13 protein-coding genes are annotated in these 13,306 nt (G+C 67.0%); 3 read left to right on the plus strand and 10 right to left on the minus strand.

The features are described 5' to 3' along the window. Nucleotides 1-10: 10 nt before the first annotated feature. From ACW171_RS08765 to ACW171_RS08775, 3 genes are read left to right on the plus strand one after another with little or no spacing between them, the layout of a single operon-like run. The gene (locus ACW171_RS08765; protein ID WP_492092792.1) at nucleotides 11-673 is read left to right on the plus strand and encodes a YjfK family protein; all 663 of its coding nucleotides are present in this window, start codon (nucleotides 11-13) and stop codon (nucleotides 671-673) included. Nucleotides 674-703: 30 nt separating this feature from the next. Then, nucleotides 704-1,114 (plus strand): DUF350 domain-containing protein, encoded by a 411-nt coding sequence (locus ACW171_RS08770; protein ID WP_492092793.1) that lies wholly within the window; start codon nucleotides 704-706, stop codon nucleotides 1,112-1,114. Nucleotides 1,115-1,122: 8 nt separating this feature from the next. Further along, on the plus strand, nucleotides 1,123-1,743 hold the full coding sequence (locus ACW171_RS08775; protein WP_492092794.1) for a DUF1190 domain-containing protein: 621 nt from the start codon (nucleotides 1,123-1,125) through the stop codon (nucleotides 1,741-1,743). A 75-nt stretch (nucleotides 1,744-1,818) separates the two neighbouring features. On the opposite strand, the gene ACW171_RS08780 is transcribed toward ACW171_RS08775, so the two are convergent. The 10 genes from ACW171_RS08780 to ilvC form a co-directional block, all read right to left on the minus strand. After that, nucleotides 1,819-3,327 carry an MFS transporter gene (locus ACW171_RS08780; protein ID WP_492092795.1) on the minus strand — a complete coding sequence of 503 codons (1,509 nt, stop codon included), beginning with the start codon at nucleotides 3,325-3,327 and terminating at the stop codon, nucleotides 1,819-1,821. Between the two features lie 211 nt (nucleotides 3,328-3,538). After that, nucleotides 3,539-4,225: a TorF family putative porin gene (locus ACW171_RS08785; protein WP_492092796.1), complete on the minus strand. Its 687-nt coding sequence runs from the start codon at nucleotides 4,223-4,225 to the stop codon at nucleotides 3,539-3,541. A gap of 80 nt (nucleotides 4,226-4,305) precedes the next feature. Continuing rightward, entirely contained in the window at nucleotides 4,306-5,751 is a 1,446-nt protein-coding gene (locus tag ACW171_RS08790) for an ammonium transporter (RefSeq protein WP_492092797.1), read from the minus strand. Between the two features lie 192 nt (nucleotides 5,752-5,943). Next, entirely contained in the window at nucleotides 5,944-7,044 is a 1,101-nt protein-coding gene (leuB, locus tag ACW171_RS08795) for a 3-isopropylmalate dehydrogenase (protein WP_492092798.1), read from the minus strand. After that, complete coding sequence (gene leuD / locus ACW171_RS08800; RefSeq protein ID WP_492092799.1) at nucleotides 7,044-7,649, minus strand: 3-isopropylmalate dehydratase small subunit; 606 nt, start codon at nucleotides 7,647-7,649, stop codon at nucleotides 7,044-7,046. The genes leuB and leuD overlap by 1 nt, the downstream gene beginning before the upstream one ends. Next, on the minus strand, nucleotides 7,642-9,051 hold the full coding sequence (leuC, locus tag ACW171_RS08805) for a 3-isopropylmalate dehydratase large subunit (protein WP_492092800.1): 1,410 nt from the start codon (nucleotides 9,049-9,051) through the stop codon (nucleotides 7,642-7,644). Before leuC ends, leuD begins: the two co-directional genes overlap by 8 nt. Beyond that, nucleotides 9,038-10,273 carry a 2-isopropylmalate synthase gene (locus ACW171_RS08810; RefSeq protein ID WP_492092801.1) on the minus strand — a complete coding sequence of 412 codons (1,236 nt, stop codon included), beginning with the start codon at nucleotides 10,271-10,273 and terminating at the stop codon, nucleotides 9,038-9,040. The genes leuC and ACW171_RS08810 overlap by 14 nt, the downstream gene beginning before the upstream one ends. Continuing rightward, entirely contained in the window at nucleotides 10,270-10,536 is a 267-nt protein-coding gene (locus ACW171_RS08815; RefSeq protein ID WP_492092802.1) for an ACT domain-containing protein, read from the minus strand. Before ACW171_RS08815 ends, ACW171_RS08810 begins: the two co-directional genes overlap by 4 nt. Beyond that, nucleotides 10,536-12,260 (minus strand): acetolactate synthase 2 catalytic subunit, encoded by a 1,725-nt coding sequence (gene ilvG, locus ACW171_RS08820; protein WP_492092803.1) that lies wholly within the window; start codon nucleotides 12,258-12,260, stop codon nucleotides 10,536-10,538. The genes ACW171_RS08815 and ilvG overlap by 1 nt, the downstream gene beginning before the upstream one ends. A gap of 33 nt (nucleotides 12,261-12,293) precedes the next feature. After that, nucleotides 12,294-13,304: a ketol-acid reductoisomerase gene (ilvC, locus tag ACW171_RS08825; RefSeq protein WP_492092804.1), complete on the minus strand. Its 1,011-nt coding sequence runs from the start codon at nucleotides 13,302-13,304 to the stop codon at nucleotides 12,294-12,296. Between the last annotated feature and the right edge of the window lie 2 nt (nucleotides 13,305-13,306).

The raw sequence follows: 13,306 nt of genomic DNA on the forward strand, positions 1-13,306 counted from the left end.
GACATGGATCATGTTCAAGCGTCTCTTCGGCGGAAAGCCTGCGGCGGAACCCGTCAATCGACTGGCGGTGGTGCGCAACATCACCCTGGGCCGGACGGTGTCGCTGGACCCGTTGGCCTGGCGACGGCTGCAGCCCGAGACGGTGTTCACCCTGGACCGCGATGCGCTGGAGATCACGGCGCAGGGGACGATCACCCTGGACAGCGGCCAGACCGTGCATCGCTTCTACACCGAAGACCACGTCATGCTTCAGGCCATGAGCGACGACCCGACGGGCGCCGAGGCCTACGACTTCTCTCTCTTCATTCCGTGGACCAGCGCCTATCCGCCTGGTCCGCGCGAGCGCCGCACCTGGACCGACCGTCTGTCCGAACCCGTATTCGACGGGACGCCGGAAGACCTGCCCTCCTACCCCCGCTTCTGGTTCGCCGAGAGCGATGCGCGTCAGCCGCCGGTGACGATGTGGGAATCGATCTGGGACGACCGCACCGCGACCGTTCCCTATGGCCGGATCTTCCAGACCTGCATGCTGTATGCGCGCGAGCTGTCCGGCGGGCGCGAGATGATGCTGGCCCTGGAAATGGAGCCGGAGAAGGCGCCCGGAAAGTCCGCTGACATCAGCCACGAAATCATGGTCGGCATCCCCCTGGAAGTCGGCGAGTTCACGGCGTGAGCCGCTCCGCAACGAAGGAATAGAGACACGATGGATTGGTTCGCATTCCAGACGGGGGCCACGGCCTTCGTCATCGCGTTCGCTCTGGCGGGCGTCTTCACCGTGGCCTTCAAGCTGATCTATCAGTGGGTCACGCCCTATCATGAGCGGACCCTGATCCGGGACGGCAATCCCGCGGCGGCCATCGCCCTCGGCGGCGCCCTGATCGGTTATGTCCTGCCCCTGGCCTCGGCCCTGTCGCACACCGTCAGCCTGATGGAGTTCGCCGCCTGGGCGACCCTGGCCGGCGTGATCCAGATCGTGGTCTTCGTGATCGTGTCGAAGCTCGCGTTCAAGAACCTGGCCGAGCGGATCGAGCAAGGCGAGATCGCCTCCTCCATCTACCTCGCTTCGATTTCCATCTGCGTCGGCTTGCTGAACGCCGCCTGCATGACGACGTGAGGGAGACGATGACCGATACCCCCTCCCCCGCCGCGCCCGAGACCACGACCATCCGCCGGATGAAGCGGTCCAGAACGCTGCAGATCACCAGCCTGATGGCGACGGCCTCCTTCTCGCTCGCCGCCTGTGGTGCGCCCCAGGTCGCCGTGCCCGATCCGGAACCGGCGCTGGCCTACACCTCGCTGGACGAGTGCAAGGCGGCCAACGACATCTCCGACACCGAGTGCGATGCGGCCGAGGCCAATGCGCGGACCCAAGCCGAACAGACTGCGCCGCGCTATGCGACCCAATCGGAATGCGAAGGCGCCTGGGGTCCGGATCAATGCCGGCCGAACGGATCGGGCGGGTCGTTCTTCACGCCGCTGCTGACCGGTTTCGTCATCGGCCAGCTGCTGAACGGCGGCGGCTATCGCGGCGGCGGTGCCCTGTACCGCGACCGGGACGGCAACTACCAGAACGGCTACGGTGGCGGCTATCTGAGCCGCGACTATCGCACGGGCCGTCAGGTCGCCAACGGGCGCGACTACGGGACCGATGTCGCGCGTCAGGCCCCGAGCCGGGTGCAGAGCCGCACCACCGTCGTCTCGCGCGGCGGCTTCGGCGGCGGCGGGCGGGGCTACGGGGGGTAAGCACCCTTTCGGCTAGCGCATCGCTGTCGCCCTACGAGCCTCAAGCCCTCTCCCACCGGGAGAGGGCTTTTTGCGTCAGTGCCCGCTCGTCGTCGGCGCGGCGCCGATGGCATGGACCTTGGCGCGCGAGGCGGCCACCGCGAACACCACCAGCAGGATGTAGCCGACCAGGGGTACATAGAAGGCCGGGTTGATCGTGCCCGCCGTGTCCGCGACCTGTCCCGCCAGCAACGGCAGGATCGCCCCACCGATGATACCGAAGACGAGAAGTCCCGACGTAGCGGACGCCGGGGCCGAGGATCGCTCCAGGGTCAGTGTGAAGATGGCCGGGAACATGATGGAGTTGAACAGGCCGATAGCCAGTGCGGCGAAGGCGGCCGTCGCTCCACCGGTCTGGGTCACCACAGCGCAGAGCACGGCGGCCAGGGTGGTGAACACGATCAGCAGGGTGGCGGCCGGAATGCGGGTCAGTAGCGCGCTGCCCGCGAAACGACCCATCAGAGCGCCCGCCCAGTAGAGGGCGACCAGACGACCCGCATCGGCCGGCGACAGGCTGAGGATGTTCCCGGCTTCGAGGAAGTTGGTCATCAGGCTGCCGATGGCGACCTCGGACCCGACGTAGATGAAGATGCCGATGGCGCCGAAGACCGCCCAACGCGACTTCAGGGCCGCGAACGGCGACGCGCCCTTTTCGGTCGAGACCGTGGCGGCCGAGAGCTTGGACCGGATCATCCAGATGAAGCCGCCCAGGAGGGCGAAGAAGACGGCCAGGCCGATGAAGACGGTGTCGATATTGGCCAGGGTCTGGGCGCGGAGCGCCGGATCCAGAGCGGCGGGCGGCGCTTCGACCGGGGCGGCGGGCGCAATCGAGGGCGCCAGGCCGCCGATGTAGTTGTGCAGGAAGATCAGCCAGCCGACCGCCAGACCGATGGCGGCGCCGAGCGGTATCCAGGCCTTCAGGTCACGACGCAGACCGCCCAGAAGCGCGCCGGCCACGATGCCGAAGACCACGCCGAGCCCCAGAAGGATCAAGGCGCTGAACGAACCGAGCGCCGTCACCCCGCCCGCGACGAAGATGCCGCCCGACAGCATGACCGTCGCGCCGAGCAACGGCCCGACGACGGTGCCGAGCGAGTTGAACGCCTGGGACAGGACCAGCCGGAAGTGAGAGCCCTTCTCCGATCCGAGCGCGGCGGCAAGCGGGTTCGCGGCCACCTGCAACAGGGTCACCCCGCCGCCGATCACGAACAGGGCCACGAGCACGCCGGGATAGAAGTCGAGAATGGTCGACAGCGGCACGATCAGGGCGCCCAGCACCATGACGCCGAGCGCGCCCACGATGGACCTGGCATAGCCCAGCCGCGCCAGGACGAAGGCGGCGGGAAGAGCGAAGACGCCATAGGCCGTGAACCAGGCGAACTGGGTCAGCAGGGCCTCGGTGAAACTCAACTCGAACACGCCGCGCACCGCTGCGACCAGCGGGTCGATCAGAGAGGTCGCGAACCCCCAGGCGAAGAACAAGGTCGTGACATAGGCGAACGCCAGGTTCGTGCCCTTTGCCGGCGTTGTCGTGGTGTCTGTCATTCTGGCCTCGTTTCCCGTCGGACGTGGATCGCCCGTAACGACTTATCGCGCATGGGTCACGCGGATCGTTGGCCGCGTCCAGCCCCAACAGCGACAGCGTAACCAAAAGTGGCCTGAACGGGGCGGACCGACATAGCCATGCCTGCATCCGCACATCCAAACGCCGCCCCGGATCGCTCCGGGACGGCGCCTGTTGCGAACGACCGCCGGACTAGAAGGCGAGCTTCAGGGTGGCGTTGACGCGGCCGTCATAGAGAGGCGCGTTGTCGACGTCGGTGTCGTGGTAGCGGACGTCGAAGGCCAGGTTGTCGGTCAGGGCATAGGCCGCGCCGACGTTCCAGGTGATGTAGTCGCCGGTCACGTCCAGCCATTGCTTGCCGACGGCGCCGGAAATCGTGACCTTGTCGATCGGGGTGACGGCGGCATTGGCCTCCAGATAGGTCGCGGTCTCGTCCACGCCGAAGAAGTCGGGCGAATAGTAGACGGCGACGCCGGCGGTCAGCGGGCCGATCGCGCGAGAGGCGGCCGCCTTGTATTCCACGTAGTCATAGTCGCCGGCCGAAGGGGCGTCGGTGTAGAAATAGCCGATCACGCCGAAGTCCAGGGCGTAGCCGGCGGCCTCGACGCGATAGCCGCCGTAGGTGTCGATCTCGGCGGAGGTGTCGTCGCCGAAATCGACCTGCGAGGCCCAGCCGCCGACATAGAAGCCGCCGTAGGTGGCGTCGACACCGCCCGAGAGCGCGAAGTTCTCGTTCGACTGGCTGGCGCCGCGGAAGACGTAGTCGCTGGTGGCGGCGGCGTTGAAGGCGACGTCCCATTCTTGCGCCGAGGCCGCACCGGCCATGGCCAGGGTGGCAATTGCGGCGGCCAGGGCCGCGCAGGAAGCTTGCAGTCTCATCTCGATATCCCCGTTTATTCTGTTTGATTGTCAGATTTGGCCGCCGGGCGCGAGGAGAGCCGCGCCCGACGTACCGATCGTCAGTGTTCCAGGGCTTCGCCGTGGAGGGTGGTGTCGAGCCCTTCGGCTTCCTGGGCATCCGTCACGCGCAGACCGGTCGTGAACTTGCAGATGATCAGGATGATGAAGGTGCCGACCGCCGAGTAGGCGATGGTCCAGGCCAGGCCAAGGGCCTGGGTCGGGATATTGGCGCCTTCGCCCAGGCTATTGATCGCGGTCGAGGCGAACACGCCGGTCAGCAGGGCGCCGATCAGACCGCCCGCACCGTGGATGCCGAAGGCGTCCAGGCTGTCGTCGTAGCGGAGCAGTTTCTTGATCCACACCGAAGAGATGTAGCAGACCGGTCCGGCGATCAGGCCGATGATGACCGCGCCCTTGGGATCGACGAAACCGGCGGCCGGGGTGATGGCGACCAGGCCGGCGACGACGCCCGACAGCATGCCGATCAGCGAGACCTTCTTCTTCTCGATGACCTCGATCAGCTTCCAGGTCAGGGCGGCGGCGGCGGCGGCCAGGATGGTATTCAGCAGAGCCACGCCCATCAGGTCGTTGGCGGCGCCCGCCGAACCGGCGTTGAAGCCGATCCAGCCCACCAGCAGCAGCGAGGCGCCGATCATGGTCAGGACGGGGTTGTGAGCGACGATCGGCTCGGCGCCGTAGCCCTTACGGCGACCCAGGAAGATGGCGCAGACCAGACCGGCCACGCCCGAGTTGACGTGAACGACCGCGCCGCCGGCGAAGTCCAGCACCCCGGCGCCGCCGAGGAAGCCGCCGCCCCAGACCCAGTGGCAGATCGGCGCATAGACCAGCAGCGACCACAGGGCGGTGAAGAGCAGCAGGGCCGAATACTTGAAACGCTCGGCGAAGGCGCCCGTGATCAGGGCGGGCGTGATGATGGCGAAGGTCATCTGGAAGGAGATGAACAGGAACTCAGGGATCCCCGGCAGAAGGCTGTTGGCCGTCTGCAGGGACACCCCGTTCAGGAACAGGGCGTCGAAGCCGCCGACATAGGGCTGGAGCGCCTCGTTCGGGTTGGCGCTGAAGGCGATCGAATAGCCGGCGACGAACCAGACCAGGCTGACGACGGCGAAGACGCCGACCGACTGGGTGATGGTAGCGATGACGTTCTTCTTGCGGACCATGCCGCCATAAAACAGTGCGAGACCCGGCAGGGTCATCAGCAGAACGAGAGCGGTCGAGGTACCCAGCCAGCTGGCGCCGGCCGCGTCGAGCTCGAGTGCGGCCTGGTGAGCCAGAAGCGCCGGAGCAGGCGTTTCAGGAGCGACGGTCTCCTCGACGATTGCGGCGGCTTCGGCGACGGTGTCGGTCACCGGAGCCGAGGCTTCGGCCACTGTCGTGACGGGAGCGGCGGCCTCCTGGGCGAAGGCCCCGCCCGCATAGAATAGCCCGATGGTTAGACAGATAAGGGCCAGAAGCCCCGGTAGACGGTTAAGCACCTGCGACATGAAAGCATCCCCTGTGTGATCTCGCAGTTGCGAAGTGTTTACCGCAATGTCACATCACGCAAGGGGGATATCCGGGTTCGTCGCAATTTTCGTGCCTGTGTCGTGCGTTACACACCCGTCATCGGCAAAATATAACCTTGACCATAGCTGCGGCGCACAATCCTTCTGCGCGCCGCATTCATGACCAAAAGATTAACCCCAGTGCATCTGGACCCGATGAGCGGCAGCCCAGTGGATGGCGCGGATGGCGTCGATGATCGCCTCGGACGCCGCGCGTGTCCCCAAGGCCCCGCCCAAATCGGCGGTTGTGGCGCCCGCCGCCAGGACCGCCGCGACCGCGGCTTCGATCGACGACGCCTCATCCTCCAGGTTCAGGCTGTGACGCAGCATCATCGCGGCCGACAGGATCGTTCCCACCGGGTTGGCCAGGTCCTGGCCCGCGATGTCGGGCGCCGAGCCGTGAATCGGCTCGAACAGGCCCGGACCGCTCTCGCCCAGCGACGCCGACGGCAACAGGCCGATCGAGCCGCCCAGCACCGAAATCTCGTCGGACAGGATGTCGCCGAACATGTTCTCGGTCAGGATGACGTCGTACTCGCGCGGCTTCCGGATCAGGTGCATGGCCATGGAGTCGACCAGGGCGTGCTCAAGCTGGACTTGCGGGAACTCCTCGGCATGGATGCGGGTCACGACCTCGCGCCACAGCCGCGACGTCTCCATGACATTGGCCTTGTCGACCGAGGTCACCTTGCCGCGCCGCTGCAGGGCGGCCTTAAAGGCAGCCCGCGTCACCCGTTCGATCTCTGGCACGGTATAGATGCACAGGTCCGAGGCCATGGTGTCGGTGCGGGTCTTTTCGCCGAAATAGACGCCGCCGGTCAGCTCGCGGAAAACGATCAGATCGACGCCCTCCACGATCTCCTTCTTCAGCGGCGAGCGGTGCGCCAGAACCGGCGAGACCTGCAGCGGACGCAGGTTGGCGAACAGGCCCATGGCCTTGCGGATGCCCAGCAGGCCCTCCTCCGGACGCCGCTTCTGCCCATCCCATTTCGGACCGCCGACCGCGCCCAGCAGCACGCCGTCGGCCGCCAGACAGGCGGCCGTCGTCTCAGGCGGCAGGGGGTCGCCCGTGGCGTCGATGCCGGCGCCGCCGATCAGATGCTCGGAGAAATCGAACCGGTGACCATAGAAGTCGGCGATGACGCCCAGCACATCCCTGGCCGCCGAGATGACCTCCGGCCCGACACCGTCACCGGGCAGCAGGACGATCTTGTAGGTCTGGGTATTCGGCATCACGCGGGCTCCGGCGCCAAGGCTTGTTGAGACTGGGTACGTTCGTAGGCTTCGATGTCAGGCATGTGTTTCTGGAGCCAGCCCAGAGTGTCGACGCCGTCCAGCAGGCACTGGCGGGCGAAGGGCTCGACGGAGAAGGCGACCGGCGCATGGTTGCCCCGGCGCACCTCTCCGGCCTCCAGGTCGATGGTCACGACCTGTTCGGGATTGGCGACCAGATCGTCCCAGGTCGCCTGATCGACGACGACAGGCAGGAAACCGTTCTTGAGCGCGTTCGAGGTGAAGATGTCGGCGATCGAGGTCGAGATCACCGCGCGGAACCCGTAGTCATACAGCGCCCACGGCGCATGCTCGCGCGACGAGCCGCAGCCGAAATTGTCGCCGGCCACGAGGATGCGATGCTCGGCCGGATCGATCCGGTTCAGCACGGCCTCGGGCCGAGCCGACCCGTCGGCCTCATAGCGCCAGTCGTAAAAGGCCTTCTGGCCCAGACCGGTCGTCTCGGTCGTGGTCAGGAACCGCGCCGGTATGATCTGGTCGGTGTCGATATTGGCCTGGGTCAGGACCAGCGTACGAGATGTCAGGACCTTCAACGGTTCAGGCATGCGCGGCCTCCCCCAGATACACACGCGGATCGGTCAGCACCCCGGCGATGGCCGAGGCCGCCGCCGTCGCCGGACTGGCCAGGATGGTGCGGGCACCCTTGCCTTGACGGCCTTCGAAATTTCGGTTCGAGGTCGAGACGGCCAGTTGGCCCGGCGCGACGAAATCCCCGTTCATGGCGATACACATCGAACACCCAGGGATGCGCCACTCTGCGCCCGCCTCGGTGAAGACCGTGTGCAGGCCCTCGGCTTCGGCGTCGCGACGCACGGCCTCCGATCCCGGCACGACCAGCATCCGCACGCCCGCCTTTACCTTGCGGCCACGCAGCACATCGGCGGCGGCGCGCAGGTCTGGCAGACGCCCGTTGGTGCAGGAGCCGATGAAGACCACGTCGACGGCCTGGGTCGTGGTCGTCTCGCCCGCCTCGAAGCCCATATAGGCGAGGGCCTTGCGGTCGCTGTCCGACTTCGGCTCGGGCACGCGGCTGCCGATCGGCGAACCCGCATCCGGCGTGGTGCCCCAGGTCGCCATCGGCCGAATCGCGGCACCGTCGATCACGACCTCGGCGTCGAACGTCGCGCCCGGATCGGTCGCCAGCGTCAGCCATTCGACAGCCGCAACCTCGTAATCGGCGGGCACATGCTTGCGTCCGCGCAGCCAGTCGATGGCCACGGTGTCCGGCGCGATCATGCCCGCCCGCGCGCCCGCCTCGATCGACATGTTGCACAGCGTCATCCGCCCTTCCATGTCGAGCGACCGGACGGCCTCGCCGGCGTACTCGATGACGAAGCCGGTGCCACCTCCGAAGCCCAATTCGGCGATGACGGCCAAGGCCACGTCCTTGCCCGACACGCCCGGCTCCAGCGCGCCGTTCACGGTCACGCGCATGGCCTTGGACTTGCGCTGCAACAGGCACTGGGTCGCCAGAACATGTCCGACCTCCGAGGTGCCGATCCCGAACGCCAGGGCTCCGAAGGCGCCGTGGGTCGCCGTGTGACTGTCGCCGCAGACGACCGTCATGCCCGGCTGGGTCAGGCCCAGCTCCGGCCCCATGACATGGACCACGCCGCGATCGGGCGAACCCCATCCGGCCAGGTCGATGCCGTGACGGGCGCAGTTCTCTTCCAGCCGCGTGACCTGGGACCTGGCCTCGGCCGTCACATAGGGCCGCTCGCCGTCGACGGCCGGCAGGGTCGGGGTCGAATGGTCCAGGGTGGCGAAGGTCTTGTTCGGACGACGGACCTTCAGGCCCCGCGCCTCGATCTCGGTGAAGGCCTGAGGGCTGGTGACCTCATGAACCAGATGCAGGTCGATGTAGAGGACACCCGGCGTCTCGGCCGTTTCCGGCGTGACGACGTGACGGTCCCAGACCTTGTCGAACAGGGTCCTAGGCCGCGACATGCGCTTCCCGTTCGGCGGTCGCCGTGCAGATGGCGATCAGCTCGGCGTCGTTGATCTCGCCGATCTCGTCGGCCCGCGTCTTGAAGGCGGCGAAGGCGTCATTCAACCGGTCGCCGACCAGCGGATAGCCCAGGACCTCGGCCCGCTTCTGGACGGCCGTCCGGCCCGAATGCTTGCCCAGGACGAAGAAGCTGCCCGAGAAACCGACGTCCTCGGGACGCATGATCTCATAGGTGCGGGCGTCGGCGTACATGCCGTGCTGGTGGATGCCCGCCTCGTGGGCGAAGGCATTGATGCCGACGATGGCCTTGTTGCGAACGATGGGCGAGTGGGTGACCTCGCTCAGCATGCGGCTGGTTTCCAGCAGCTTCGTCGTGTCGATGCCGGTCGTGACGCCATAGCGTTCGGCCCGGACCCGCAGGGCCATGACCACCTCTTCCAGGGCGGCGTTGCCGGCGCGCTCGCCGATGCCGTTGATGGTCGATTCGACCTGACGCACGCCCGCCTCGATCGCCGACAGGCTGTTGGCGACGGCCAGGCCCAGGTCGTTGTGGCAGTGGGTGGAGAAGATCACGTTCGGGAAGCTTGGGCGGATCCGGGCGATCAGGAACCGGTACAGGCTGGCGATCTCGTCCGGGGTCGCATAGCCGACCGTGTCCGGCACATTCAGGGTCGAGGCCCCGGCGCCGGCGGCCGCTTCCAGCACCTCGGCCAGGAACTCGGGCTCGGTGCGGATCGCGTCCTCGGCCGAGAACTCGACGTCGTGGAAATGGGTGCGGGCGTATTCGACCGAGCGCACCGCCTGGGCCAGCACCTGGTCGGGCGTCATCCGCAGCTTGGCGGCGCGGTGGATCGGGCTGGTGCCGATGAAGACGTGGCAGCGTCGACGCTTGGTCCCGCGCAGCGCGCGGTAGGACGCGTCGATGTCACCCTCGTTGGCGCGCGACAGGGAGCAGAAGACCGGGCCGGAATCATCCTCGGCCATCTCGCCGACGACCGCGCGGATGCAGTCCTCGTCGCCCGGAGACGCGGCGGCGAAGCCGGCCTCCATGACGTCGACGCCCAAGGCCTTCAGGGTGCGGCCCATGCGGACCTTGTCGTCGGGCGACATGGAGAAGCCCGGCGCCTGTTCGCCGTCGCGCATGGTGGTGTCGAAGACGATGACCCGGTTCGGGTCGCCGATAATCGAGGGTGCTACTCGGTCGATGATGGAGGCGGTCATGCTGCGGCTACGCTCTGATAGGCGAAGGTGGATGGTGCGTATCCGACGCGGGTCGCGCCGATCAGCTTGTCGATCTGGCGGCCCAGGTTCTCGGTGCAGCGTCCCTCGTCACGGCCACGGATCTGCAGCTGGACGCGGCGCATGGCGCCCTCGTCCGACAGGCTCATGCCGTCGATGTGGAAGCCGCGACGCTCCACGAGGCCGATCAGGCGCTGGAGCGAGCCATCGGCCCGGTCGATCTGGATCTGGATGGTGTCGGTCATCACATGTCTCCTTCGAAGCGCGTGTCGTGCATCATTTCGGCGTTGTTCTTGCCCGGCGGGACCAGAGGCCAGACGTTCTCTTTGGGGTCGATCAGGACGTGCATCAGGCACGGACCGGGCGCGGCCAGCAGACGGGCGATGCCGTCGGTGACCTGATCCCGCTGGTCGATCATGAAGGCCTCGATGCCGAAGGCCTGGGCCACGGCGACGAAGTCGGGATTGTCCGACAGATCGACCTCGGAATAGTTCTCGGCGAAGAACAGCTCCTGCCACTGGCGCACCAGGCCCAGCGAAGAGTTGTCCAGCAGCACGATCTTCAGGGCGACGCCGTAGCGGCGCAGGGTCGCCAGCTCCTGGATGTTCATCATGAAGCTGCCGTCGCCCGAGATGGTGACGACGTGAGCGTCGGGTTTGGCCAGCTTGGCGCCCAGACCGGCCGGCAGGCCATAGCCCATGGCGCCCAGACCGCCCGAGGTCAGATGGCTTTCGGGACGGGCGAACTCGCAGTGCTGGGCGACCCACATCTGGTGCTGGCCGACGTCGCAGGCGGCGATGAAGCTGTCGCCGGCTGCCTTGGACAGCTGGTTCAACAGGGCCGGAGCATAGACCCCCTCGCCCGGCGCGTCATAGCGGAAGGCGTTGCGCCTGGCGTTCGAGGTCGAGCGGATGATCCACGGATCGATGGCCAGAGACGCGCTCGCCATCCGGGCGGTCAGGGTCTCGATGCCCGCCTTCAGGTCGCCGACGACCGGGACGTGGACGGCGCGCAGCTTGCCGATCTCGGCCGGATCGATGTCGAAATGGACGACCTTCGCATGCGGAGCGAACTCGTTCAGCTTGCCGGTCGCGCGGTCGTCGAACCGGGCGCCGAAGACGATCAGCAGGTCGCTCTCCTGCACCGCCTCGTTCGCGGCCTTGGTCCCGTGCATGCCCAGCATGCCCAGGAAGCCCGGCGCATCCGTGCGGATCGAACCCAGGGCGTTCAGGGTCGAGACCGAAGGAATGCCGGTGCGCTCTGCGAAGTCGCGCAGAGCCTCGACGGCGCCGGCGATCTTCACCCCGCCGCCGATGTAGATCAGCGGACGCTCGGCGGCGCGGATCAACTGCTCCGCCTCCGCGATCGCGGCGTGATCGATCGGAGCGGTCTCGTTCGGAATGTGGAAGCCGAAGTCCTCCGACGTCGTCCCGACCTGAACGTCCTTGGGCAGATCGACCAGCACCGGACCGGGGCGGCCCGAGCGGGCGACGTGGAAGGCTTCCTCGATCACCGCCGGAACATCGGCCGGGTCGCGAACGACCCACGAATGCTTCACCAGCGGCAGGGTGACGCCCAGGATGTCGATCTCCTGGAAGGCGTCGGTGCCCATCAGGTGGGTGGCGACGTTGCCGGTGATGCAGACCATCGGCACCGAATCCATCATCGCATTGGCGATGCCGGTGATCAGGTTGGTCGCCCCCGGACCCGATGTCGCCATACAGACGCCGACCTTACCCGTAGCCCGGGCATAGGCGTCGGCGGCGAAGGCCGCGCCCTGCTCGTGGCGGACCAGGATGTGCTTCACGCCCGCGCCGGTCAGGGCGTCATAGACCGGCATGATCGCCCCGCCCGGATAGCCGAACACCACATCGACGCCCAGCCGATCCAGGGTCTGGACGAGCAGGCGTGCACCGCTCTGGGGAGCGGTTGCGGCTTTGGCGCTGATGGCGGCGGCGACGGCGGTCATGGCGGTTCTGAGGCTTGTTTTTCTGCAGTTCGACTATGCGGCTTCGGCGGTCTTGGGCGCATGCAGCCAGGCCATCCGCTCGCGCAGGTTCGTGCCGACCGACTCGATCAGCTGCTCGCTGTCGGCCTTGAGCAGGGCGTCGTAGGCGCCCTTGCCGGCCTCGTTCTCGGCGATCCATTCGCGGGCGAAGGTGCCGTCCTGAATCTCGGTCAGGATTTCCTTCATGCGCGCGCGGGTCTCGGCGTTGATCACGCGCGGGCCGGACGAGACGGACCCCCATTTCGCCGTCTCCGAGATGAACTCGTTCATCTTGGTGATGCCGCCTTCGTAGAACAGGTCCACGATCAGCTTCAGCTCGTGCAGGCATTCGAAGTAGGCGATCTCGGGCTGGTAGCCGGCCTCGACCAGGGTGTTGAAGCCGCTGATGACCAGTTCCTTGGCGCCGCCGCACAGGACCGCTTGCTCGCCGAACAGATCCGTTTCGGTCTCTTCGCGGAAGGTGGTTTCCAGCAGGCCGCCGGTCGCGCCGCCGTTGCCCTTGGCGTAGCCCATGGCCCGGTCGCGCGCCTTGCCGGTGACGTCCTTCTCGATGGCGAACAGCGAGGGTACGCCACGACCGCGCTGGAACTCGCGGCGGACCAGATCGCCCGGCCCCTTGGGCGCAACCAGGATGACGTCCATGTCGTCCCGCGGGACCACGCGTCCGTAGATGATCGAAAAGCCGTGGGCGAACAGCAGGGCCGAACCCTTCTTGGCGTTCGGCTCGATGACGGTCTTGTAGACCTCGGCCTGGGCCATGTCGGGCGTCAGGATGGCGATGATGTCGGCGCCCCGGACTGCCTCGATCGGCTCGGCGGTGGCCAGACCATCGGCCTTGGCGTTCTTCCAGCCCTTGCCGCCCTCGCGGACGCCGACGATCACGTCGTGGCCCGAGTCCTTCAGGTTCTGGGCATGGGCGCGACCCTGAGAGCCATAGCCGATGATGGCGATGCGCTGGCCGGTGATGACGCCGGGACGGATGTCGTCGTTGGTGTAGATTTCCATGG

This window comes from Brevundimonas sp. FV1ye28, assembly GCF_058681135.1.

Bases quoted from the DNA above. Each gene is read 5' to 3' on its own strand.
- ACW171_RS08765 (WP_492092792.1), top strand. From the start codon at position 11: ATGTTCAAGCGTCTCTTCGGCGGAAAGCCTGCGGCGGAACCCGTCAAT.
- ACW171_RS08770 (WP_492092793.1), top strand. From the start codon at position 704: ATGGATTGGTTCGCATTCCAGACGGGGGCCACGGCCTTCGTCATCGCG.
- ACW171_RS08775 (WP_492092794.1), top strand. From the start codon at position 1,123: ATGACCGATACCCCCTCCCCCGCCGCGCCCGAGACCACGACCATCCGC.
- ACW171_RS08780 (WP_492092795.1), bottom strand. From the start codon at position 3,327: ATGACAGACACCACGACAACGCCGGCAAAGGGCACGAACCTGGCGTTC.
- ACW171_RS08785 (WP_492092796.1), bottom strand. From the start codon at position 4,225: ATGAGACTGCAAGCTTCCTGCGCGGCCCTGGCCGCCGCAATTGCCACC.
- ACW171_RS08790 (WP_492092797.1), bottom strand. From the start codon at position 5,751: ATGTCGCAGGTGCTTAACCGTCTACCGGGGCTTCTGGCCCTTATCTGT.
- leuB (WP_492092798.1), bottom strand. From the start codon at position 7,044: ATGCCGAATACCCAGACCTACAAGATCGTCCTGCTGCCCGGTGACGGT.
- leuD (WP_492092799.1), bottom strand. From the start codon at position 7,649: ATGCCTGAACCGTTGAAGGTCCTGACATCTCGTACGCTGGTCCTGACC.
- leuC (WP_492092800.1), bottom strand. From the start codon at position 9,051: ATGTCGCGGCCTAGGACCCTGTTCGACAAGGTCTGGGACCGTCACGTC.
- ACW171_RS08810 (WP_492092801.1), bottom strand. From the start codon at position 10,273: ATGACCGCCTCCATCATCGACCGAGTAGCACCCTCGATTATCGGCGAC.
- ACW171_RS08815 (WP_492092802.1), bottom strand. From the start codon at position 10,536: ATGACCGACACCATCCAGATCCAGATCGACCGGGCCGATGGCTCGCTC.
- ilvG (WP_492092803.1), bottom strand. From the start codon at position 12,260: ATGACCGCCGTCGCCGCCGCCATCAGCGCCAAAGCCGCAACCGCTCCC.
- ilvC (WP_492092804.1), bottom strand. From the start codon at position 13,304: ATGGAAATCTACACCAACGACGACATCCGTCCCGGCGTCATCACCGGC.